This is a genomic window from Kineococcus rubinsiae, assembly GCF_011839805.1.
GTDB lineage: Bacteria > Actinomycetota > Actinomycetes > Actinomycetales > Kineococcaceae > Kineococcus > Kineococcus rubinsiae.
Window position 1 is genome coordinate 13,801 of sequence record NZ_VWPY01000023.1, and the last position, 22,098, is coordinate 35,898.

Consider the following 22,098-nt stretch of genomic DNA (forward strand, 5'->3'; position numbering starts at 1 on the left):
GGAGCCGTGCGCGAGGAGGTCCGCTGATGACGAGGGACGACCAGCACAAGGTCCACCGCAACGACTGGGTCCGCTCGGGGCCCGCCACGCTCGTGCGTTCGGGCCTGCAGCGCGCGCTGCTGGGCCCGCTGATGCGCGCCGAGCTGCGCATCGCCGTGCACGGCGCCGAGAAGCTGGACGCGATCGGCGGCCCGGCCGTCCTGGTCGCCAACCACTCCTCCCACCTCGATGCCCCGGTGATCCTCGAGGCGCTGGGGGCCCGCCGCCGGCGCCGCGTGGCCATTGCGGCCGCCGCGGACTACTTCTTCGACGTGTGGTGGCGCGCGGCCCCCTCGGGCCTCGTCATCGGCACCTTCCCGCTCGAGCGGCGCGGCGGCCGCGGCCCCAACACCTCCGCGCAGCTGCTGCACGACGGCTGGAGCCTCGTGATCTTCGCCGAGGGCGGGCGCAGCTACACCGGCGAGATGCGCCCCTTCAAGAAGGGCGCGGCCTACCTCGCGCTCGACGCGGGCGTCCCCGTCGTGCCGATGGCGCTGCGCGGGACGTACGAGGCGATGCCCCCGAAGAAGAACTGGCCCGTCAAGGGGCGCCCCGCCGTCTCGGTGACGTTCGGCGACCCCCTGCACGGGCTGCCCGGCGAGCGCGCCGGCGACTTCACCCCGCGCATCCAGGACGCCGTCGCGAAGCTGCTCGCCGACAGCTGAGCCGCCCGCGGCCCGGCCCGGGACGCGTGTGACGCGTGGGGCCGGCGGGGCGTCGTGCCCGTGAGACCTTGGCCACACCGCGCCCCCGATCCGCGCAGCGGCGGGGCCCCCGCATCACGGAGCGGACACGGGACGGTGTACGGGAGGGCTCTGCCTTGTTACGGTTCCCCCGTTCCCGGCACTGCTGGGGACACGGCCGCGGACACGCCGAGTCCTGCCCACCGCGCCGGATCTTGAGCTCGACGGGCAGGAGCGGGGGACCCATGGTTCCTCGGGCGGACGTCCCGGCACGGCCGGGACCGACGCCCTCGGGGTGAAGCCGCCACGGCGGCCGGGTCACCACCTTCGACCCGAACCCGACAGCTGACCTCGTAGGCGTTGGAGGTCACCATGCTCGCGTCCCGTCGTCCCCGCACGTCTGCGCGCCACCGCGCAGCGACCCAGACCAGCACCAGCCTGCGCCGCTCCGCCCTGGCCGTCGTCGTCGCGGGAGCCGCGAGCGCCGCGGTCCTCGTGCCCGCCACGTCCGCCTCCGCCGCCCCCGTCTCCGAGTGGGACCGCCTCGCGAAGTGCGAGTCCGGCGGCAACTGGCACATCAACACCGGCAACGGCTACTACGGCGGCATCCAGTTCAGCCGCAGCACGTGGAACGGCTTCGGCGGCGGGCAGTACGCCCCCCGCGCCGACCTCGCCACGCGTGAGCAGCAGATCGTCGTCGCCGAGCGCGTCCTGGTCCGCCAGGGCTGGCGCGCGTGGCCCTCGTGCTCCCGCAAGCTCGGGCTGCGCGGCGCGGCCGACCCGGTCGGCATGGAGCAGGCGCTCCTGCACCCCGCGCCCGCCCCGGCCCCCGCGCCCGCCGCGGCCCCGGCGCCCGCCCCCGTGGCGGTCGTCCAGGGTGCGCGCACCTACACCGTCGCCCCCGGCGACACCCTCTTCCGCATCGCGCGCAACAACGGCGTGGCCGGCGGCTACGTCGCGGTGTGGAACGCCAACCGCGGGCTGATCGGCGACAACCCGGGCGCGATCCGCGTCGGGCAGGTCCTCGTCCTGCCGTGACCCGCGCCGCTCGCGCCGGCCGGACCGGCGCGCAGGCCTGAGCACGCACGAGAGCCCCGGACCGTGCGGTCCGGGGCTCTCGTGCGTCCGCTCCTCGCGGCCGCGGTCGGGGTGGGGGTCAGCCCACCCGCACCTGCATGAAGGAGTCGCGGGCGCTGGTGCTCACGACGGTGATCTTCGTGCCCGTCCTCGGCACGTCCACACCGGACCAGCCGTCGGCGTCCGGCTGCTCACCCGGGGCGACGTACCAGTCCCGGGTGTCGTCGAACGTCGCCACGGCGGGCAGGCCGCCGTAGGTGCCGGCCCGGCCGGTGTCCGGGTCGTGCAGGGTGAAGCGGTCCGTGGCCTGCAGGCCGAAGGTGGAGTCGTGCGACTGCACCCGCGGCCGCCAGCTCTCGCCGTTGGTCCGGTTCGTGCCCTCGTCGTCGGTGGGCTCGTACAGCAGGCCCGGGTGCGCGTCGACGGGGAGGACGAGCCCCCCACCGGGGTGGGCGCCGACGTTGTTGTCGGCGTACTGGCTGTTCCAGTAGGTGACGAGCAGGCCGTCCTGGTAGGGGTAGCGCTCGGCGTGGTCCGGGTGGGCCGGGTCGCCGAAGTTGTACGGACCGGTGGCCAGGCTGGCGTCGAAGCCGCGGTACTGGCGGTACTCGGCCAGGTAGGCGTTGAAGAACGACTCGGTGCTGGTGCCGGTGCTGAGGGTGAAGCCGTCCAGCGTCCAGCTCGTCACCGGCGTCGAGCCGAAGGAGACCGCGTCGACCTGCAGGCCGGGTTCCGTCGCCGCGCCGTCGGTCCAGTACCGGAAGCCGACCAGCGCACCGGCGGGCACGCCGGTCAGGGACGCGGTCAGGTCCACCCACTGCCCACCGGTGGTCCCGGTGATGCCCTGCCCGGAGTTCTGGCCGTTCGGGTCGGTGGTGGTGGAGCGGTTCGTCGGCAGGGACGTGAACGTCTTCCCGCCGTCGGTCGAGTACACGGCGTAGGCGTAGTCCCAGTCCTGCTCGATCTGGTACCTCACCTTCGCGCTCAGCGTCGTGGCCCCCGCGGGCAGCGGTGCGAGCATGGTGTTGTCCAGGTCGTCACCGGCACCGGAGTACCAGAAGTCGCGCCCCTCGAACGGGGTGCCGATCGTGGTGGTGACCTGCCTGTCGGGCAGCTGCACGAGCAGCGCCTGCGCCTGCTTGGTGTTCGCCTCGGCCGGGCCCAGCTTGGTGTTCACCTTCGCACCGGGCGCCACGGTCTCGTGGTTCAGCCAGCCCAGCTGCAGCTTCTCCCAGGCGCCCATGTGCATCGGCTCGGTGCCGATGCCGTCCGCGGGACGTCCGCTGTTGCCGTAGGAGCCGGACGACATCAGCGACCAGAAGGCCGTGGAGTTCTCGGCCCCGCCGGAGTTGCCGGAGGTGTCGTACAGGTCGGGCAGGCCCAGGTCGTGGCCGAACTCGTGGGAGAAGACGCCGACGCCGCCGTTCTCGGGTTCGACGGTGTAGTCGCCGACCCAGTACTTCGACTGCCCGATGCGGGTGCCGCCGAGCGCGACGGTCTTGCCGCCGACCGTCGGGCCGGCGGTGCCGGTGCGGTTGGTCTGGTTGTACCAGCGGTGCGACCAGATCGCGGCCTGCCCCAGGGCGCCGCCGCCGACCTCCTCGCCCTCGCCCGCGTGGACGGCCTGGAAGTGGTCGATGTAGCCGTCCGGCTCGTCGAAGTTCCCGTCACCGTCGAAGTCGTAGCGGTCCCACTGGTCGAAGCGGGAGAGTTCCTGGTCGATCTGGGCGACCGTCCGGCCGGCGGCGAGCTGCTTCGCGTACCAGCCGTTGAGCGAGTCGTTGACGAACGTCCACGCCGCACGGTCGCCCAGCGCGTTGTCGCCGTAGGAGCGTCCGGTGCCGGGCACCCGCACCCAGTCGGTGACGGCCCCCTCGACCGTGTAGCGGCCGGAGGACACCTCGTCGTAGTAGTTGGCCATCGAGACGTCACCACCGGCCTGCGAGAACAGCAGGTCCTGGTAGTACGGCTGGGAGAAGTCGGCGGTCCAGATGGTCGTGTCGTCCACGGACCGGTCGGGCGCGGGGATCGCGTTGTGCGGCAGGTCGGAGAACTCCCCCAGGACGGTGAAGATCTGGTCGGTGTCCTCGCGGGCGAGCTCGACGTACTGCCCCTTGGCGACCTGCACGACGTCGTTGTCGCCCCGGGGGGTGGCCTCACCGGAGAGGACCTTCTCCAGGCCGGCGGCCCGGAGTTCGCGCTGCTTGTCGCTGAGGGGGCTGGGGAGGTCGTCGACGCGCCCGCTCCCCTGCGGGCCGGCGGTGCTGGTGCGCTCTGCGCTGGGGGCTGCGGCGGCGACCGCCGGGGTGACCACGACCAGCGCGGCACCCAGGACGGCGCACAGAGTTCTTCTCACGGAACGTCTCTCCTGGTGTCTGGGCCCGGTAGCGCTGGACGGTGCACCAGCGGTCCTGCCGAGCGGACGCCACCCTAGGACGGTTCACAGCTGGATCACATCCCGTGACACGCTGTTGACCACCGGCGTGTCGCCGCACCCGACCCGCGGACGTCGGAGACCGCGCCCGGCCCGGCGCGGGCCTGAGGACGCACGAGAGCCCCGGACCTCGCGGTCCGGGGCTCTCGTGCGTGCCGCCGGCGGGCGGGCGCGCCCCCTACGGGCGGGTGCGGTGCTCGCTCTCCTCGATGCGCTCCTCGAGCGCGTCGTCGTTGAACTCCTCGGCGCTGGTGGCCGACCCGGTGGCGGGCACCGTGGCGGTGGTCGTGTCCCCCGCGGTGGGGGTGCTCGTCGCGGCCGTGGCGCCGGACCCGGTGACCGTCGTGGCCTCCGGGGTGCCGGTCTCGTGGTGATCGCCCGCCTTGAGCGCCGCCGCGGCGGCGGCCCCGACCGTCGCCGCGACACCCGCGACGATGCCGGCCTTCGCGCCGCGGCTCATCCCCTCGGTGGGCACGGCCACGCCGCTGACGGCGATCCGCTCGGCCAGGGCCTTCACCTTGGCGCCGGCGCTCTGCTCGATGGCCAGGTTCGTCTCCAGGACGCCCACCACCGAGGCGGCGCCGCGGGCGCGGGCGTGGAGGAGGAGCGTCTCGTAGACGGCCTGCTCGTGGTGCTCCGTCTCCAGCGCCCCGGCGAGGATGACCGCGTCGACGAGGGAGTCGTCGGTCTTCTTGATCGTCGCCTTGCCCTCGGCGGCGATGGCCTTGATCACCGCGCACGGCGACGCGTCGACCTCCTCGTCCAGCAGCGCGAAGCACTGCTCGATCATCGAGATCTGCCGGCGGGTCTCCTCGGCGTGCTCGGCCAGCAGCTGCTTCAGCTCCGGGCGGCGGGCCTCGTCCTCGAGGTCGGCCAGCATGGCGAGGGTGTCCCGCTCCATCGTGAGGGCCGACCCCAGCTTGAAGCTGAAGATCTCCTCGGGGGTGTTCAGGCGCTCGAACACGGCAACTCCTCTGCGTCGGTGGTCTGGGTAGCGGTCAACCTGGCACGCCTCCGCCGCGTCCGCGCGTCCGGAACTGCGCCGCCGCCCGGCCGGGGACCGCGCTGCGGCGGCCGGGGTTTCCGGGCCCGGCCACGGGGTAGATGACGATCATGAGCAGCGGCGACCAGTTCACCCCGCAGGACCCCACGACCTCGCAGACCGCGTCGGAGGACCTGCCCGGGCACACCCTCGAGCACCCGGGCCGGGAGTCCGACATGCCGGTCGCGCCGGACTTCGGCGAGTCCAGCTACCGGGGCAGCGGCCGCCTCGAGGGCCGGCGGGCCCTCATCACGGGTGGCGACTCGGGGATCGGGCGGGCCGTCGCGCTGGCCTTCGCGCGCGAGGGCGCGGACGTCGTCATCTCCTACCTGCCCGAGGAGGAGGACGACGCGCAGGAGACGGCGCGCGTGGTGCGCGACGCCGGGCGCCGCTGCGTCCTGGCGCCCGGGGACGTGCGCGACGAGACCTACTGCGGGGAACTGGTCGAGCGCACCGTCGCCGAGCTCGGCGGTCTGGACGTGCTGGTGAGCAACGCGGCCTACCAGATGGCGATCGAGGGCATCGCGGACCTGTCCACGGAGCAGCTCGTGCGCACCTTCACGACCAACGTCTTCGCGGCGTTCTGGCTGTGCAAGGCGGCCCTGCCGCACCTGCAGCCGGGGGCCAGCATCATCGTCACGACGTCGATCCAGGCCTACCAGCCGTCGCCGTCGCTGCTGGACTACGCCTCCACGAAGGGTGCGCTGCTGAACTTCGTCAAGGGGCTCTCGCAGGAGCTGGCGCCGCAGGGGATCCGCGTGAACACGGTCGCCCCGGGCCCGATCTGGACCCCGCTCATCCCGGCGACCATGCCGGCCGAGGAGGTCGAGGGCTTCGGGGCGCAGACGCCGATCGGGCGCGCGGGCCAGCCGGCCGAGCTGGCACCCGCGTACGTCTTCCTCGCCTCGCAGGAGTCGAGCTACGTCACCGGCGAGCGCATCGGCGTCACGGGCGGCATGCCCACCCCCTGACCACCGGTCCCGCACTGCACCGCGCGGACGACCGAGAGCCCCGGACCTCCCGGCCCGGGGCTCTCGGTCGTCCTGCGGGTGCGGTGCTCCTGCCCCCGGCGGGCGGTCAGCCCGCGGAGGCCTCGACCGGCCGGCGGGCCGCCGTCCAGTCCGCGGGGGCGTCGCCGTGGTCGGGGATCGGCAGCCGCTCGCCGCCGCGGCGCATCGACTCGTGGGCCACGATGCCCGGCAGCGTGAAGCGGGCGGCCACCCACGCGTTGACGGGCGGCAGCGTCCCCTCGTTCACCGACGTGACGAAGTCGTCGACGAGGAAGTGGTGCGCGCCCTCGTGACCGTTCGGCGCGCCCTCGAGGCTCTCCGGCAGGCGGCTGCGGTCGTGCACCGGCGCGGTGCCGGAGACGAAGGCCGCGCGCAGGGCCGGCGAGACGTGGGCGAGCGACGGGTCGTCCTCGGACACGGAGGGGCGCGCCTGCAGGTGGTCGGTGACGTCGGTGACGCCCTGCTTGTCCTGCCACAGGCTGTGGATCGCGGTCTGCTCGAAGCTGGCCTCGGTGCCGAAGAACCGGAAGCGCGACTCCTTGAGGTGCGAGGGGTAGCCGACGCGGCGGAACTCGTTGGTGCGCATGGACCCGCCCCCGGCGAGCTCGAACAGGGCCGTCGCGTTGGAGACGTCGTTGTCGAACATGCTGACCTCGCGGTCGAACACGCCGTCGCCGCGGCGGTCGGGCACGCCCACGCAGCTCACGCTCACCGCGTGGGTCGGCAGGGCGCCGAGGACGCCGCCGGTCGCGTGCGTCGGGTACAGCATGGGCGGGTAGCTGGCCGTGGCCTTCCAGCCCTCGCCGCCGGAGTAGCGGTAGGCGTCGTAGAAGCCGAGGTCCATGTCGTGGACGTAGTCGCCCTCGGCGTAGAACACCTGGCCGAGCTCCGCGAGGCGCTCGCGCACGTAGACCGTCGCGGGGTTGTAGTAGCTCGTCTCGCCCATCATGTAGACGAGGCCGAGGCGCTCGACGCGCTCGATGATCCCGGCGATCTCCTCCGCCGTGATCGCCATCGGCACGGCCGAGTACACGTGCTTGCCCGCGTCGAGGGCGGCGGTGACCAGCGGGCCGTGGGTCCAGCGCTGGGTGAACAGCGCGACCGCGTCGACGTCTGAGGCGAGCATGTCCTCGACCGAGTCGAAGGTGCCCGCCAGGCCCTGCTCGTCGACGAGCGCCTGCGCGCGCTCGGGCAGCAGGTCGGTGACGTGGATGTCGCCGACGCCGGGGTGGAGGGCGAAGAGCTTGGCGAAGGAGCCGGCGAACTGGCCGGCACCGATGATGCCCAGGCTGAAGGTCATGGCGGGGTCCCTGAGGGCCTTCCTCGTCGTTGAGCAGGTGGGTCGTCGACACGCGTGGCGGCGCTCTGCACCACCCCGAGAGTTCTACGAGAGAAGCCACGCCGCGTCAAGCGCAGCTGCGCGTCGTTGCACAGGGCATCAGCGGGCTCAGTGGCTTCCGCGGTGGAACTCCTGCCGCAGCGGCAGCTGGCCGAACACGTGACGGCGGACCCACGCGTGCTGGGCGATCGCGGCGGCGGCGCCCACGTTCAGCGAGCGCGTGGAGCCGAACTGGGCGATGGCCAGGACCGCCGTGCAGCGGGCCACGGCCTCCTCGCTGAGGCCCGGCCCCTCCTGCCCGAACAGCAGGACGCACGCCCGGGGCAGGTCGTAGGTCTCCAGCGGCACCGAGCCGTCGACGTTGTCCACGCCCACCAGCGGCAGGCTCCGCTCCGCCGCCCACGCGGCCAGCGCCGCGACGTCGGCGTGGTGGTGCACGCTCAGGTAGCGGTCGGTGACCATCGCGCCGCGGCGGTTCCAGCGGCGGCGCCCGACGACGTGCACGCCGGCCGCGTTCACGGCGTTCGCGGTGCGCACCACCGAGCCGATGTTCGCGTCGTGCTGCCAGTTCTCCACGGCCACGTGCAGGGGGTGGCGCCGCGCGTCGAGCTCGGCGACGACGGCCTCGTGCGTCAGGTAGCGGAACTCGTCGGCGACGTTGCGCCGGTCGCCCTCGCGCAGCAGCTCCGGGTCGTAGCGCGCGTCCTCGGGCCACGGGCCCTCCCACGGGCCGACGCCCACGACGCGCGCCTCGCCCGCCGGGTCCTGCTCACCGGCGGGCCGGGCGGACGGGTCGGTCGGGTCGTCGTCGGGCGCAGGCACCCGGGCATCCTCGCTCAGCCCGGGTGCCTGCGCCGACGCCCCCTCAGCGGGTGGGGACCTGCACGCGCTCGGCCTCGCGCCGCGTCTCGCGCCGCCCCGCCGACCAGAACCACGCCGCGATGGCGGTGAAGACCACGAGCGGGACGAGCTCGGTGCCGAGGTACAGCCAGCGCTCGGAGGCCACCCAGCCCTCGGGCCGGTAGTCCTCGCCGAACCAGTCGTCACCCAGGCCGGGGAAGAGGATCTGCACGGTGCAGAACGCGATCCAGGCCATGGCGAGGACCGTCGTGAACCCGATGGCGGGCGCGCTGTAGGGGCGCGGGCGGTCGGGGTTCGCGCGGCGCAGCTTCCACGCCGCCGGGAAGATGCCGAGGTAGGAGATCAGGGTCGTGGAGATCGCCAGCGCGAGGACGACGCCGAAGAACTTGGCCGCGTCGCCCTCGGTGATCTCGGTGGCCGCGACGAACACGACGCTCGACACGACACCCGAGAGGACGTTGACCCGCACCGGGGTGCCGAAGCGGCTGGAGAACCGGCCCAGCGCGCGGGGGCCGGCACCGTCGTAGCAGGACACCGCGAGCGTCCGGTCCGAGCCCATGATCCAGGTCAGGCCCGACGTGAAGGCCACGATCGCGACCAGGATGCCCATGGCGTAGCCGACCGCGGTGGCGGAGGTGCCGAGCGTCGTGACCGCGGTGCCGTCGGCGGCCGTCGTCACGGTGCCGCCGAACACCGACAGGGACTGGCGGATGGCGTCGGGGAACCCCGTGAGGCCGCTGGCCTGGCTGGTCGGGAGCACGAGCAGGATCCCGAGCACCGGGATGCCGTAGAGCAGGCCCGTGGCCACGACGGACTTGGCGATGCCGGCGGGCACGTCCTTCTGCGCGTCCGTCATCTCCTCGCCCGCGGCGCTGGGCAGCTCGAACCCGACGAGGCTGAACAGGACCAGCGGCACCAGCGCGACGAACCCCGAGAAGGACGGCACGTACTCGCCCGCACCCGGCCCGCTGAACCCGTTCTCGACGCCGTAGACGACGACCAGGACGCTGAACAGGCCCAGCAGCAGGAACCGGGCGATCGCGCCGATGGTGGCGATCCACTTGCCGACCCGGAACGACAGGACGGCGAACAGGACGCCGGCCCAGATGAACACGGCGGCCACGGCGTAGTTCACGCCGCGGGAGTAGTCCTCGCCGTCGTGGAAGAAGGTGATGAAGCCGCCCAGCGCGGTGCCGACGAGCGTGCCGCCCATCCACACCGGGTTCGTCACCCAGTAGAAGAAGTTGTTCACCGCCCCCGCGAAGTGGCCGAAGGCCATCCGGACCCACACGTAGGGGCCGCCCTCGTCGGGGTAGGCCGCACCCAGCTCGGCCAGGAGCATGGCCGAGGGCACCGCGAAGAGCAGCACGCAGACCAGCAGCCACGTGAAGCCCTCACCGCCCTCGGTGGCCAGCGTGCCGAGGCCGTCGACCCCGACCAGGGTGCAGACGAGGAAGAAGAAGATGTCGACCCGGCCGAAGTGCTTGCGCAGCTTCGACTTCTCCTCCAGTGCGGTGACGCTGACGTCCGCGTCGGCCTCGACGGCCATGTGCTGCTCCCCCATCTCGTCGGGTGCTCCCGGGACGGGGAGCACCCGATGGTGCCACTCCGGGTGTTTCCGCGAGGTGACTTCCGCGTGACGGCGGCGTCGTCGTCACCGTCGTGTCCAGAGCAGCACGTCCGGCCCGCGCGCGGCAGGCCCGTCCGGGTGGTTCCGCGCCCGGTCCCCACCCGGCGCCACCGCTCACCGGCGCCGCACGGGCGGCGCTCAGGCCGCGCGCCGCCAGGCGGACCGCAGGGAGAGGCTGCGGCCGGTCTGCAGGAGGGAGTTCTCGTACAGGCGCCGGGCCACGGCGACGAGCACCGCGGCCGTGGCCGCGATGAGCAGCAGGGACAGCAGGGGCTCCCACAGCGCCACGTCGCCCGCGAGCACGCGGCGCGGCATCACCATGGGCGAGGACAGCGGCAGGTAGGAGAGCACCGTCTGCACCGTGCCCGGGTCGTTGGCGAAGAACGACGCGAAGAACGGCAGCATCACGAGCATCTGCACGGGGGTCGCCGTGGACTGCAGGTCCTCCAGCCGGCTGGCCATCGCCCCGGCCGCCGCCCACAGGCACGACAGCATCGCGAAGCCCAGGACGAAGAACACCACGAACCACAGCGCCGCGACGGGGACGCTCGGCAGCGACGCCAGCAGGTCGCGCTGGGCGACGAACAGCCCGGCCAGGCCCGCCAGCACGAGCAGCGCGAGCTGGGCGAGGGCGAGCAGGCCGTTGCCGAGGATCTTGCCGATGAGCAGCTGCCGCACGGGGACCGTCGTGACGAGCAGCTCGATGACCCGGGTCTGCTTCTCCTGCACCACGCTCTGCGCGATCGCGTAGCCGAAGATGAGGACGATCTGGAAGAACAGGACCGAGAACGCCAGGCCCAGCAGCGCGGTCGTCGTGGGGTCCACGGCGTCCGGGTCCAGCAGCCGCTGCACCGCGGGCGGCGTGGCGAGGATCCGGGCCGCGGTGGCGCCGTCGACGCCCGCGGCCGCGAACCCCGCGAGCACCTGCGCCGCACCGACGCGTGCGGTGAGGAGGTCACCCAGGCCGCTCGGCACGGAGGACTCACCGACGACCTCGACCGCGCCGCCGGCACCCGGGAGCACGGCGGCGTCCACGTCCCCGGCCCGCACGAGGGCCTCCGCGGCGCCCGCGTCCGCGACCGTGCGCAGGCCCACCTGCACGTCCTGCTCCCCCGGCTGAGCGTCGCCCACGAGGGCGGCGGTGTCCGCCGTGACGGCGACCTCGTAGCGGTCGGTGCCGCCGCTGAGCAGGCCGGGCAGGAACGACGCGGCCAGCACGACGACGAGCAGGAACACCGTGGAGAACACGAAGCCCTTGTCGTGCAGGCGCTCGGAGATCTCGCGCTGCGCGACGATCCACCACTGCCGCTGCACGCGCGCGGGAGCGGCCGGGGTGGTCGGGGACGTGGTCGGCGCGGCGCTCACCGCGACACCTCCTGGAAGAGCTCGGACAGGGTCGGCAGCACGGGGGCGAACGCGCGGACGGGCCCGCGGCGCACGGCCTCGGCGAGGACGCGCTGGTCGGCGCCGGGGGCCAGCAGCTCCAGCAGGGCGCTGCCGCGGTCGAGCTGCAGGACCCGGACGCCCGCGACGTCGCGCACCCAGTCGGCGTCGCCGTCGACCTCGAGGGAGTAGCGCGAGCCGCCGCGGGAGCGCCGCAGCTCCTGGGGTTCCCCCGCCGCGACGACCCGGCCCGCGTGCAGGATGACGAGCTCGTCGCACAGCCGGTCGACGAGGTCGAGCTGGTGGCTGGAGAACAGCACGCCGACCCCGGCGCGGGTGCGTTCGCGCAGGATCTCCGCCATGGCGTCGACCGCGAGGGGGTCCAGGCCCGAGAAGGGCTCGTCGAGGACCAGCAGCTCCGGGTCGTGGACGAGGGCGGCCGCGACCTGCACGCGCTGCTGGTTGCCGAGCGAGAGGGACTCGAGCTTCTCGCCGAGGCGGTCCCCCAGCCCGAGGCGCTCGAGCAGCTCCGTGCCGCGCCGGCGGGCCGTGGCCGTGTCGACGCCGTGCAGCCGGGCGAGGAACACCAGCTGGTCCAGCAGCCGGCCCTTCGGGTAGAGCCCGCGCTCCTCGGGCATGTAGCCGAACCGCCGCCGCACCGCCAGGTCGGGTTCGCGGCCGCGGAACGTCACCGTGCCGCTGTCGGCCGCGAGCACCCCGAGGGCGATGCGCATGGTCGTGGTCTTGCCGGCGCCGTTGGCCCCGACGAAGCCGACCATGCGGCCGTCCGGCACGGCGAGGCTCACGCCGTCGAGGGCGGTCCGGTCGCCGAACCGCCGGGTGATCGCGTCGAGGACGAGCATGCGCCGAACGTAGCGACGGGCTCCGGCCGTCCACGTCCGCCGATCGTCGGACGTCGGGCGCGACGCCCGGCCCCCCTACGGGGAGGTGCGGCCGACCGCGTGGACGGCGACGGCCGTCGCCTTGACCACGAGGTGCACGGGCGAGCCCGCGACGAGGTCGAGGTCGGCGACCGAGGACGCCGTCACGTCGGCCAGCACCTCCTCCCCACCGGGCAGCAGCCGGGCCCGCACGCGCACGAGGGCGCCGCGCGACGCCGGCTCGCGGGAGGTCAGGTCCTCCACGACGGCGGCCCACCGGTTGCGGGGGCTGCCGCCGGGGTCGTCGCGGTGCACGGCGACCGCGGCCGGGCTGAAGGTGGCGACCGCGGCGTCGCCCGGGGCGCAGTCGGGGTCGCGCAGGCCCGCGAGCGCCGTGCCCCCGGCCGTGCGCAGGCCGTCCGCGGTGGCGGTCCCCGCGAGCAGGTCGAGCCCCGCGATCCGGGCGCCGAACGCGCTGCGGGGCGAGGCGAGCACGTCGGCGACGGGCCCCTCCTCCACGACCCGGCCGCCGTCCAGGACGACGACGCGGTCGGCCAGCGCCAGGGCGTCGAGGAGGTCGTGCGTGACGAGCACGGCGCTGCGCCGCTGCTCCCCGCGCAGCACCTGCCGCAGGACGCGGCGGACCTCGGGCGCCGCGCCGACGTCGAGGGCGGCCAGCGGCTCGTCGAGCAGGAGCAGCCGCGGGTCGGCCGCGAGCGCCCGCGCGACCGCGATGCGCTGGGCCTGGCCGCCGGAGACCTCGTGCGGGCGCCGCCGCGCCAGGTCGGCGGCACCGACGACGTCGAGCCAGTGCCGCGCGGCGGCCCGCGCGTCCCGCCGAGAGGCGCCCGCGCTGCGCGGGCCGAAGGCCACGTTGGCCTCGACGCGCAGGTGCGGGAAGAGCAGCGGCTGCTGCGCGAGCAGGGCCGTGCCGCGCCGGTGCGGCGGGGTGGGCCGGTGGCGGCCGTCGGCGAGGACCTCCCCGTCCAGCACGATGCGCCCGCCCGTGGGGCTCAGCAGGCCCGCGAGCAGGGACAGCACCGTCGACTTCCCGGCGCCGTTGGGCCCCAGCACCGCGAGGACCTCGCCGGGCGCGAGCCGCAGGTCCGCCGCGAGGTCGCGCGGGGCGTGGCGCAGCTCGGCGACGAGGCCGTCGGCCGGGCCGTCCGCGGGGCCCACCTCAGCGCGCCCCGGCGCCGCGGCGGCCGTGGACGGCCACGACGACGACGGCCGCGACGACCACCAGCACCAGCGCCAGCGCGACGGCCGCGTCGGGGTCGGTCTCGCGCTGCAGGTAGATCTCCAGCGGCAGGGTGCGGGTGGTGCCCTGCAGGCTGCCCGCGACGGTGAGCGTGGCCCCGAACTCCCCGAGCGAGCGGGCGAAGGCCAGCACGGCCCCGGACACGAGCCCGGGCAGCACCAGCGGCAGCGTCACGCGCAGCAGGACCCGCGACGGCGCCGCCCCCAGCGACGCCGCGACCGCCTCGTAGCGCCGCCCCGCCGTGCGCAGCGCCCCCTCCAGGCTGACGACGAGGAAGGGCAGGGACACGAAGGTCTGCGCGAGCACCACCGACGCCGTCGTGAAGGCCACCCGGATCCCCGCGGCCTCCAGCGCCGGCCCGAACAGCCCCTGCCGCCCGACGGCGTAGAGGAGGGCGAGGCCGCCGACGACGGGCGGCAGCACCAGCGGCAGGAGCACCACGGCCCGCAGCACCCGCAGCCCCGGCAGGGCGGAGCGGGCCAGCACGAGCGCCAGCGGGACCCCGACCACGATGCAGCAGGCCGTGCTCGCACCGGCCGTGCGCAGGCTGAGCCGCAGCGCGGCCACCGACGACGCCGACGTGACGAGCGCCGGGAACCGCACCCAGTCCACCCGCGCGACGATCGCGGCGAGCGGGACCGCGACGAGGAGCACCCCCAGCGCCGCCGGGACGAACACCCACCGGGGCAGGGCGCTGCCCTCGCCGCCCGCGGCCCGGGCGGCCCTCACGCCGGCGGCTCGCCGAACCCCGCGGCCGCGAGCACGGCCCGGCCGTCGGCGGACGTCACGAAGTCCCGGAACGCCGCGGCGTCCGCGGCGTGCTCGGAGTTCGACAGCGCCGCGATCGGGTAGGTGTTCACGGCGCCCGCGGACTCCGGGAACGGCACCCCCGTCACGGCCGCGCCCGCGGCCCGGACGTCGGTGGCGTAGACGAGGCCCGCGTCGGCCTCGCCCGAGGTGACCTTGCCGAGGACGTCGGTCACGGAGGACTCCTCGCTGACCGGGGTGAGGGTCGTGCCGGTGGCCGCCTCCGCCTTCACCGCCGCTGCCCCGCAGGGCACCTGGGGCGCGCACACGACGACGTCGAGGCCCGGCCGGGCCAGGTCGGCGAAGGACGCGACGCGGGCCGGGTTCCCCGGCGGGGTGGCGATCTCGAGGACGTTGGTCGCGAAGTCCACGGCCCGGCCGGCGATCAGCTCCTGCTCGAGGACCTTCGCCATGTTCGCCTCGTCGGCCGAGGCGAACACGTCCGCGGGGGCGCCGGCCACGATCTGCGACACCAGGTCGGAGGACCCCGCGAAGCTGAACGCCACCGTCGTGCCGGGGTGGCGGGCCTCGAACGCGGCGCCCAGCTCGGTGAAGCTGGTGCGCAGCGACGCCGCCGCGAAGACCGTGATCGTCAGGGGTGCCGCGGAGGACGACGCCGAGGACGCGGCCGACGGCCCGGCGGCCGAGGGGCCCGCGCCGCACCCCGCCAGCAGCAGAACCGCCACCACCGGCAGGGCCGCGGCCCGCCGCCTCACGCGCGGTCCCCGGCGGGCGTCTCGACGATCACCGAGGTCGCCTTCACCACGGCGACGGCGCGGCGGCCGGGCACGAGCCCGAGCTCGGTGGCGGCCTCGCTGCTCATGAGCGAGACGACGCGGTGCGGGCCGCACTGCAGCTCGACCTGGGCCATGACGCCGTCGGCGACGACGCGCGTGACCAGCCCGACGAAGCGGTTGCGGGCCGAGCGCCCCACGCCCGACGGGTCCGGCGCGGCCGCGGCCGCGTTCGAGACCGCGAAGGCCGCGAGGTCGGCACCGTCCACGACGAGCCGCCCCGCCTCGTCCTTGGTGGCCGGCAGCGTCCCGGCGTCGGTCCAGCGGCGGGCGGTGTCGTCGGAGACCCCGAGGAGCTCGGCGACCTCGCGGATCCGGTACAGCGGCATCCCAGCACCGTAACCGACCGCAGGTGCGGACGTCAGCGCTTCCCGCGACCGCACCTGCGGTGGGTCCCGATCAGCCCAGTCCGGCCGCCCGGAGCCCCGCGGCGGTCGCCGCCCCCAGCAGGACGACCACGACGAAGGGCGCCCGCAGCAGCAGGGCGAGGGCCGCGACGGCCACCGCGCCGAGCCGGGCGTCCAGCACGAGCGCCCCGTCGCCGCCCACGGTCTGCACGACGACGAGTGCCGCGAGGCAGCCCGCGGTGACGAGGTCGGTGGTCCGCCCGACGCGGGGGTCGGCGAGCACCGCGGCGGGCAGGAGGTAGCCGGCGAGCTTCAGCAGCAGGCAGGCCAGCGCCGACGCGACCAGCCAGCCGGTCACGGCGCCGCCCCGCGCGGGGGGCGGGTGCGCCACCAGCCCAGCGCCGCGGCCGCGACGGCCGCGGCGAGGACGGGGACGCCCGCCGGGGCCACGGGCAGGACGAGCGCCGCGACCAGGGCCGCCACCGCGGCCACCGCGGCGGTCTCGCGCCGCCGCAGCCGCGGCCAGAGCAGCCCGAGGAACGCGGCGGCCGCCGCCCCGTCGAGGCCCCACCGCTGCGGGTCGCCCAGCGCACTGCCGAGCAGGGCGCCCGCGAGCGTGGCGACGTTCCAGAAGGCGAAGACCCCGGCGCCCGCGGCTCAGAAGCCGCGCCGCGCCTCGACCGGATCGCCCTGCGCGGCCGAGACGGCCGAGGACTCGTCGATGGTCAGGTGCGCGGCGAGCAGGCGCCGCCACCCGCGCAGGCCGAGGCGCGGGGCGAGCTGCAGGCCGTAGACCGCGTTGCGCAGCCCGAGCAGCGTCGCCGACGCGAACCCCGCGACGGGCGCCCCGCCCGCGGCGAGGACCCCGACGACCGCGAACTGCGAGCCGCCCGTGAACATCACGAGGCTGAGCAGGCAGGCCTGCACCACGCCGAGCCCCGCCGCCGTCGCCAGCGCCCCGAAGGACAGGCCGTAGAGGCCGGTGGCGAGGCCGACCGAGACGCCCTGCCGGACGGCGGGCGAGCGCAGCAGAGCGCTCCGGGCCCTCCCGCCGGGCACGCCCGCGGCGGGCTCGTCGGTCGACACCCCTGCGCCTAGGGCCGCGGCCGGCGCAGCAGCTCGAGCATCTCCGGCAGCTCGAACACCTGCGCGACGGCGACACCCGACTGCCGCCCGAGCTCCGGGTCGGCGCCCGCGGCGAGGAGGTCGGTGACGATCGCACCCGCGCGGCGGAACACCGCGGCGCCGAGCGCGGTCTGCCCCTTGTCGTTGACGCGGGCGTGGTCGGCGCCGCGGGCCAGGAGCATCCGGACCGTGTCCTCGTGCGCGTGGTAGGCCGCGAGGACCAGCAGGGTGTCGCCGCCGGCGTTGGTGAGGTCCACCGGGACGCCCCGGGCCACGCGCTCCTCGAGCTCGGCGGTCGCGCCCTCGCGCGCCAGGTCGAAGGTGTCCTGCAGGAACCGCAGCTCCTCGGCGGTCAGCGGTTCCGGCGGCGGCTGGCTCACGCGGGGATCGTAGCGACGGCGGCCGTCCTGCTCCGCTGCCGTCCTGGTCCGCTGCCGTCCCGGGTCGCGGGACGGGGGTGGTGGAGCGCCCCCCGGAGCGCCTACGGTCTGCTTAACCGGTTCGGTGCCGACGGCGAGGGTCGTCGTGGGTGGCACCATCGGGTCGAGGCGTCCATCGACGGGCGCCCCGCAGCGGACCGAGAGGACGACGTGCTCGACAACGACAAGATCTCCGTGCAGCTCTACACGGTGCGGGAGGCGCTCGCCGCCGACCTGGACGGCACGCTCGCGCGGCTGGCCGCCATGGGGCTGCGCAAGGTGGAGCCCTTCGGCCTGCCCCAGTTCGCGGACGCGCTCGCGACCGCGCTGCCCGCCCACGGGCTGACCGCCCCGAGCACCCACGCGCGCATCGTCGGCGGCGACGTCGACGAGGCGCTCGCCGCGGCCGCCAAGACCGGCACCGCGCTCGTCATCGAGCCCCACGTGGACCGCTCGCGCTGGACCACCGAGTCCGACGTCGCCGCGATCGCCGCGGAGCTCAACGCCGCCGCCGCCAAGGCCGCGGACGCGGGCGTCACCATCGGCTACCACAACCACGAGTTCGAGCTGCAGACGAAGATCGGCGGCCGCCCGGCGCTGGAGGTCTTCGCCGAGCACCTCGACGCGGCCGTGGTCCTCGAGGTCGACACCTACTGGGCGGTCGTGGGCGGCGTCGACGTCCCCGAGCTGCTCGGCCGGCTCGGCTCCCGCGTGAAGGCCGTGCACCTCAAGGACGGCGACGGCACCCGCGAGACGAAGAACCAGGTCGCGCTCGGCCAGGGCGTGCTCGACATCCCCGCGATCCTCGCCGCGAGCAGCGGCGTCGACCTCGGCGTCATCGAGCTCGACGACACCACCGGCGACGTCTTCGAGGCCGTCGCGGGCGGCGTGCGCTACCTCACCGAGGCGGCCGGGGCATGAGCGCCCCCGAGGCCCGCACGGGTCCCGTCGGCATCGGTGTCATCGGCGCCGGCGTCATCAGCGACACCTACCTCGAGAACCTGACGTCCTTCCCGGACGTGGAGGTGCACGCGATCGGCGACCTGTTCCCGGCCGCGGCGAAGACCCGCGCCGAGCAGCACGGCATCGCCACCCACGGCGCGATGGACGCGGTGCTGACGCACCCGGACGTCGAGATCGTCGTGAACCTGACGATCCCGGCCGCCCACGTCGAGGTCTCCTCGGCCGCGATCGCGGCGGGCAAGCACGTCTGGAGCGAGAAGCCCCTGACGCTGGACCGCTCCGGCGGCGAGACGCTGCTGCGCGAGGCCGAGGCGGCCGGGGTGCGGCTGGGCTGCGCGCCCGACACGTTCCTCGGCTCGGGCCTGCAGGCGGCGCTGAAGGCGATCGCCCGCGGCGACATCGGCACGCCCCTGTCGGCGCTGACCCTCATGCAGTCCCCCGGCCCCGAGTCGTGGCACCCGAACCCCGCGTTCCTGTTCCAGCACGGCGCGGGCCCGCTGTTCGACATTGGGCCGTACTACTGGACGACCCTCGTGCAGGCGTTCGGGCCGGTGGCCTCCGTCGCGGCCATCGCGTCCACGGCGCAGGCGCAGCGGACCATCGGCTCGGGCCCGAAGGCCGGCGAGGTCTTCGACGTCACCGTCCCGACCCACGTCAACGCCATCGCCCGGTTCCAGGGCGGGCAGACGTCGCAGAGCGTCTTCAGCTTCGACACCGCCGTGACGCGGGCGCCGTTCCTGCAGATCAACGGCACCGAGGGCGTCCTCGAGCTGCCCGACCCGAACATGTTCGACGGCGACATCGTGCTGCTGCGCCCGGGCGGGGACCGGTTCGAGCTGGTCACCACCACGACCGCGACCCGCGCGCAGTCCACCCGCGGCACGGGCGTCCTGGAGATGGCCCGCGCCATCCGCGAGGGCCGCCCGCACCGCGTGCAGGGCGCGCTGGCGCACCACGTCGTCGACATCCTCGTCTCGCTCGAGGAGGCCGGGGCGTCGAAGCAGTTCGTCGACGTCACGAGCACCGTGGAGGCGGCCCCGCCGCTGCCCGACGACTGGGACCCGCTGGTCCGCACGGTCGACTGAGGACCCCTCCCTCCCGCGGTGATCATGCAGGGACCACCTGCATGATCACCGCGGGGCAGGGACAACGAGTGACCGTCTGTGACGGTCGTTGGACCCGCCGTGGCGACCTCCGGCGGGAGGAGGACGCAGGGTCATCCTGTCGGCTGAACCTGGGCACTGAGGGTCCTCGACGGACCCCACGGCGACCTACCCTGGAGACGTGCCTCTCCTCGCTGAGCTCTCGGCTGCCCTGCCCGCCGCCGCGCCCGCGCTGCTGCCGGACTGGATGGAGCCGGAGTCGCTGCTGAACTCCCTCGGCCCCGCGGCGCTGTGGGTGTCGGCCGCGATCGTCTTCACCGAGTGCGGGCTGCTGCTGTTCTTCCTGCCCGGCGACTCGCTGCTGTTCACCGTCGGCCTGTTCACCCACGCGGGGCACCTGGCGTTCCCGATCTGGGCGTCCTGCCTGCTGCTGTCGGCCTCGGCGTTCCTCGGCAACGTCGTCGGCTACGAGATCGGCCGCAAGGCCGGCCCCGCGATCTTCGACCGGCCCGGCAGCAAGCTGCTGACCCCGAAGCGCGTCGAGCAGACCCGGCAGTTCTTCGAGCGCTACGGCGCCCGGGCGATCATCCTGGCCCGCTTCGTGCCCGTGGTGCGCACCTTCATCACCCTCGCGGCCGGCGCCGGGGCGATGGCCCGCCACACCTTCTTCGTCTTCTCCGCGATCGGCGCGGTCCTGTGGGCGTCCGGCATCACCCTGCTCGGCTACGCGCTCGGCGGGGTCCAGCTCATCGCCGACAACCTCGAGATCGGGCTGCTCCTGCTCGTCGTCCTGTCGCTGATCCCGGTCGGCATCGAGGCGCTGCGCGCCCGCGCCAAGGAGCGCTCCGCCTCCACCACCACCCTGCCCAACCAGGGCAGCAGCACGCAGAGCACCCCCGACCGCCAGCGCTGAGCACCCCCGGGCAGGATGGCCGGGTGGCACCCCGGCGACTGCTCCTGTCCCTGCGCTGGGGCGACATGGACGCCTACCGGCACGTGAACAACGTGCAGGTGATGCGGCTCCTCGAGGAGGCCCGCGTGCGCGCCTTCGGCATCGCCGCCGACGACGGGGCCGCCCCGATGCTCGCGACGGGCATGGTCGTCGCCAGCCACCAGGTCGACTACCTCCGGCCGCTGGACTACCGGCTCGCCCCCGTCGCCGTCGACCTGTGGGTCCACCGCGTGGGCGGCGCCAGCTTCGACGTGCGCTACGACGTCTGCGAGCCCGACACCTCCGCCGTCGGGGAGCTGCGCAGCTACGTGCGCGCGACGACGACCTGCGTGTCCTACGACTTCGACGCGGGGCGTCCCCGCCGCCTCGGGCCGGACGAGCGGGCCCGGCTCGCCACCCTCGCGGGCGAGGGTGACGAGGAGCACGGCGGAGGTCCGCCCGTCCTCTGACAGGATCAGGCGGTGTCCGACTGGCTCGCTCAGCTCGCCGACCCGAACCTGGAGGGTCTCGGGGCGCTCGGGCTGTACGCGCTCGTGTTCGGCATCGTCTTCGCCGAGACCGGGACCCTGGTGGGGTTCTGGCTGCCGGGCAGCACCGTCCTCTTCACGGCGGGACTCGTCGCGGCGCGCGAGGACTCCCCCGTCTCGCTGACCGTCCTCGTCGTCGGGGTGTCCGTGGCCGCCATCGCGGGCGACACCGTCGGGTACTGGACCGGCCGGCGCCTGGGCCGGCCCTGGCTGCTGCGCCGGGCGGGCAAGGCGGCCGCGCGCCTGCCGCAGGCCGAGGCCTTCTACGCCCGCTACGGCTGGTTCGCCGTCGTCGGCTGCCGCTACATCCCGTGGCTGCGCGCCTTCACGCCGATCATCGCGGGCACCGCGGCCATGTCCTACCCGCGCTTCGCCTCGGCCAACGTCGTCGGCGCGCTGACGTGGGGCGCGCTGCTCGTGCTGGCGGGCTACGCCGCGGACTCGCTGCCGTGGATCCGCTCGCTGGCGTACACGATCGCGGGCGTCGCGATCCTCGTCTCGATCGTGGCCCCGGTCGTGGGCTGGATCCGCCGTCGCCGCTCGCGCGCGCCCGGTCAGGCCGGCGGCGCGTAGACCGAGACCCGCACGGCCACGGTGACCCCGAGGACCGCCGGGAGGCCGGCGAGGCGGGCGTCGAGGTCCCCCGCGTCGACGTGGTGGGCGCTGGGCCCCATGCCGACCAGGGCGCGGACGTCGGCCCGGTCCAGCTGGACCTCGCGGCGCAGGTCGGTGCTCGCGGCGCGCGTGAAGTCGGCGAGGTCGGCGGCGAGGCGGTCGTCCTTGCGCTCGTCCACGCTCAGCATCCCCAGCGGCCCGACGAGCTCCTGCAGGTGCTCCGGGCGGGGCGTCACGACCACCCAGCGGCCCCCGGGGGCCAGGACGCGGACGACCTCGGCGGGGTTGCGGGGCGCGAACACCGACAGCACCGCCGCCGCGCACGCGTCCGCGAGCGGCAGACCGCGCCACACGTCGACGCCGAGGGCCGCGACGCGGGGGTGCACGCGGGCGGCGCGGCGCAGGGCCGCGCTGGAGGAGTCCAGGCAGAGGCCCTCGCGCACGCCCAGCGCGGGCGGCAGCCGCTCGAGGACCTGCGCGAGGTACCAGCCGGTGCCGCCGCCGACGTCCACGAGCGGCCCGGGCGGCAGCGCGCCGCCCTCCGCGAGGGCGTCCGCGACGGACTGCGCGATGGGGGCGTAGTGCCCGGCGCCCAGGAAGGCGTCGCGGGCCGCGACCATCGCGGGGGTGTCGCCGGGGTGGGTCCGCCCGCCCACGACGAGGTTCGCGTAGCCCTGCCGGGCGACGTCGACGGCGTGGCCGAGACCGCAGCGCAGCACCCGGCCCTCCAGGGCCAGCGGCTGCCCGCACACGGGGCAGCGCAGCTGCTCCAGGGCGCCGAGCAGCGCGCCCGGCACGTCGGCCAC

Annotated in this window: 24 protein-coding genes and 1 riboswitch; of the genes, 8 read left to right on the plus strand and 16 right to left on the minus strand. The window is 75.0% G+C overall.

Annotated elements, in window-relative coordinates; translation table 11 throughout:
- Positions 1–26: 26 nt before the first annotated feature.
- Both F1544_RS12450 and F1544_RS25400 read left to right on the plus strand, forming a co-directional pair.
- The gene (locus tag F1544_RS12450) at positions 27–704 is read left to right on the plus strand and encodes a lysophospholipid acyltransferase family protein (RefSeq protein WP_167585808.1); all 678 of its coding nucleotides are present in this window, start codon (positions 27–29) and stop codon (positions 702–704) included.
- Between the two features lie 214 nt (positions 705–918).
- Positions 919–1,097: riboswitch (cyclic di-AMP (ydaO/yuaA leader) on the plus strand.
- Positions 1,095–1,760: a transglycosylase family protein gene (locus F1544_RS25400; protein WP_167585810.1), complete on the plus strand. Its 666-nt coding sequence runs from the start codon at positions 1,095–1,097 to the stop codon at positions 1,758–1,760. It overlaps the preceding riboswitch by 3 nt.
- 118 nt (positions 1,761–1,878) lie before the next feature.
- On the opposite strand, the gene F1544_RS12460 is transcribed toward F1544_RS25400, so the two are convergent.
- Both F1544_RS12460 and F1544_RS12465 read right to left on the minus strand, forming a co-directional pair.
- Positions 1,879–4,155 carry an immune inhibitor A domain-containing protein gene (locus F1544_RS12460; RefSeq protein ID WP_167585812.1) on the minus strand — a complete coding sequence of 759 codons (2,277 nt, stop codon included), beginning with the start codon at positions 4,153–4,155 and terminating at the stop codon, positions 1,879–1,881.
- 256 nt (positions 4,156–4,411) lie between these two features.
- Positions 4,412–5,197, minus strand: coding sequence for a ferritin-like domain-containing protein (locus F1544_RS12465; RefSeq protein ID WP_167585813.1), 786 nt, complete (start codon positions 5,195–5,197; stop codon positions 4,412–4,414).
- A gap of 149 nt (positions 5,198–5,346) precedes the next feature.
- Between F1544_RS12465 and F1544_RS12470 the strand changes: the two genes are divergently transcribed.
- Positions 5,347–6,246 (plus strand): SDR family oxidoreductase, encoded by a 900-nt coding sequence (locus tag F1544_RS12470; protein WP_167585815.1) that lies wholly within the window; start codon positions 5,347–5,349, stop codon positions 6,244–6,246.
- Positions 6,247–6,352: 106 nt separating this feature from the next.
- Here the strand turns inward: F1544_RS12470 and F1544_RS12475 are convergent, their stop codons facing one another.
- From F1544_RS12475 to F1544_RS12530, 13 genes are all read right to left on the minus strand, one after another.
- Positions 6,353–7,585, minus strand: coding sequence for a Gfo/Idh/MocA family protein (locus tag F1544_RS12475; protein WP_167585817.1), 1,233 nt, complete (start codon positions 7,583–7,585; stop codon positions 6,353–6,355).
- Between the two features lie 147 nt (positions 7,586–7,732).
- On the minus strand, positions 7,733–8,365 hold the full coding sequence (locus F1544_RS12480; RefSeq protein WP_373368079.1) for a TrmH family RNA methyltransferase: 633 nt from the start codon (positions 8,363–8,365) through the stop codon (positions 7,733–7,735).
- Between the two features lie 124 nt (positions 8,366–8,489).
- Positions 8,490–10,079 carry an APC family permease gene (locus F1544_RS12485; protein WP_208971763.1) on the minus strand — a complete coding sequence of 530 codons (1,590 nt, stop codon included), beginning with the start codon at positions 10,077–10,079 and terminating at the stop codon, positions 8,490–8,492.
- 174 nt (positions 10,080–10,253) lie between these two features.
- Positions 10,254–11,480 (minus strand): ABC transporter permease, encoded by a 1,227-nt coding sequence (locus tag F1544_RS12490; RefSeq protein ID WP_208971764.1) that lies wholly within the window; start codon positions 11,478–11,480, stop codon positions 10,254–10,256.
- Positions 11,477–12,361, minus strand: a complete 885-nt coding sequence (locus F1544_RS12495) for an ABC transporter ATP-binding protein (protein WP_167585822.1) — start codon at positions 12,359–12,361, stop codon at positions 11,477–11,479. Before F1544_RS12495 ends, F1544_RS12490 begins: the two co-directional genes overlap by 4 nt.
- A 75-nt stretch (positions 12,362–12,436) precedes the next feature.
- Positions 12,437–13,558 (minus strand): sulfate/molybdate ABC transporter ATP-binding protein, encoded by a 1,122-nt coding sequence (locus tag F1544_RS12500; RefSeq protein ID WP_308470039.1) that lies wholly within the window; start codon positions 13,556–13,558, stop codon positions 12,437–12,439.
- Between the two features lies 1 nt (position 13,559).
- Entirely contained in the window at positions 13,560–14,369 is an 810-nt protein-coding gene (locus F1544_RS12505; protein WP_167585825.1) for an ABC transporter permease, read from the minus strand.
- Complete coding sequence (modA, locus tag F1544_RS12510; RefSeq protein ID WP_167585827.1) at positions 14,366–15,163, minus strand: molybdate ABC transporter substrate-binding protein; 798 nt, start codon at positions 15,161–15,163, stop codon at positions 14,366–14,368. The genes F1544_RS12505 and modA overlap by 4 nt, the downstream gene beginning before the upstream one ends.
- Entirely contained in the window at positions 15,160–15,570 is a 411-nt protein-coding gene (locus tag F1544_RS12515; protein ID WP_167585829.1) for a TOBE domain-containing protein, read from the minus strand. Before F1544_RS12515 ends, modA begins: the two co-directional genes overlap by 4 nt.
- A gap of 70 nt (positions 15,571–15,640) precedes the next feature.
- Entirely contained in the window at positions 15,641–15,946 is a 306-nt protein-coding gene (locus tag F1544_RS12520; RefSeq protein ID WP_167585831.1) for an AzlD domain-containing protein, read from the minus strand.
- Positions 15,943–16,080 (minus strand): hypothetical protein, encoded by a 138-nt coding sequence (locus F1544_RS23525; RefSeq protein ID WP_208971765.1) that lies wholly within the window; start codon positions 16,078–16,080, stop codon positions 15,943–15,945. The genes F1544_RS12520 and F1544_RS23525 overlap by 4 nt, the downstream gene beginning before the upstream one ends.
- A 165-nt stretch (positions 16,081–16,245) precedes the next feature.
- Positions 16,246–16,674, minus strand: a complete 429-nt coding sequence (locus F1544_RS23530; RefSeq protein WP_208971766.1) for an AzlC family ABC transporter permease — start codon at positions 16,672–16,674, stop codon at positions 16,246–16,248.
- An 8-nt stretch (positions 16,675–16,682) separates the two neighbouring features.
- Entirely contained in the window at positions 16,683–17,093 is a 411-nt protein-coding gene (locus F1544_RS12530; protein WP_308470040.1) for an ankyrin repeat domain-containing protein, read from the minus strand.
- 210 nt (positions 17,094–17,303) lie between these two features.
- Between F1544_RS12530 and F1544_RS12535 the strand changes: the two genes are divergently transcribed.
- The 5 genes from F1544_RS12535 to F1544_RS12555 all read left to right on the plus strand — a co-directional run bounded on the left by F1544_RS12535 (position 17,304) and on the right by F1544_RS12555 (position 21,250).
- On the plus strand, positions 17,304–18,053 hold the full coding sequence (locus tag F1544_RS12535; protein ID WP_208971767.1) for a sugar phosphate isomerase/epimerase family protein: 750 nt from the start codon (positions 17,304–17,306) through the stop codon (positions 18,051–18,053).
- Complete coding sequence (locus tag F1544_RS12540) at positions 18,050–19,180, plus strand: Gfo/Idh/MocA family protein (RefSeq protein WP_167585835.1); 1,131 nt, start codon at positions 18,050–18,052, stop codon at positions 19,178–19,180. Before F1544_RS12535 ends, F1544_RS12540 begins: the two co-directional genes overlap by 4 nt.
- A gap of 199 nt (positions 19,181–19,379) precedes the next feature.
- Positions 19,380–20,111: a DedA family protein gene (locus F1544_RS12545; RefSeq protein ID WP_308470041.1), complete on the plus strand. Its 732-nt coding sequence runs from the start codon at positions 19,380–19,382 to the stop codon at positions 20,109–20,111.
- Positions 20,112–20,134: 23 nt separating this feature from the next.
- Entirely contained in the window at positions 20,135–20,599 is a 465-nt protein-coding gene (locus tag F1544_RS12550) for an acyl-CoA thioesterase (RefSeq protein WP_308470042.1), read from the plus strand.
- Positions 20,600–20,611: 12 nt separating this feature from the next.
- The gene (locus F1544_RS12555) at positions 20,612–21,250 is read left to right on the plus strand and encodes a DedA family protein (RefSeq protein WP_167585837.1); all 639 of its coding nucleotides are present in this window, start codon (positions 20,612–20,614) and stop codon (positions 21,248–21,250) included.
- Here F1544_RS12555 and F1544_RS12560 read toward each other — a convergent pair.
- Positions 21,232–22,098, minus strand: coding sequence for a putative RNA methyltransferase (locus F1544_RS12560; protein ID WP_244308461.1), 867 nt, complete (start codon positions 22,096–22,098; stop codon positions 21,232–21,234). The two genes, F1544_RS12555 and F1544_RS12560, sit on opposite strands and share 19 nt — an antisense overlap.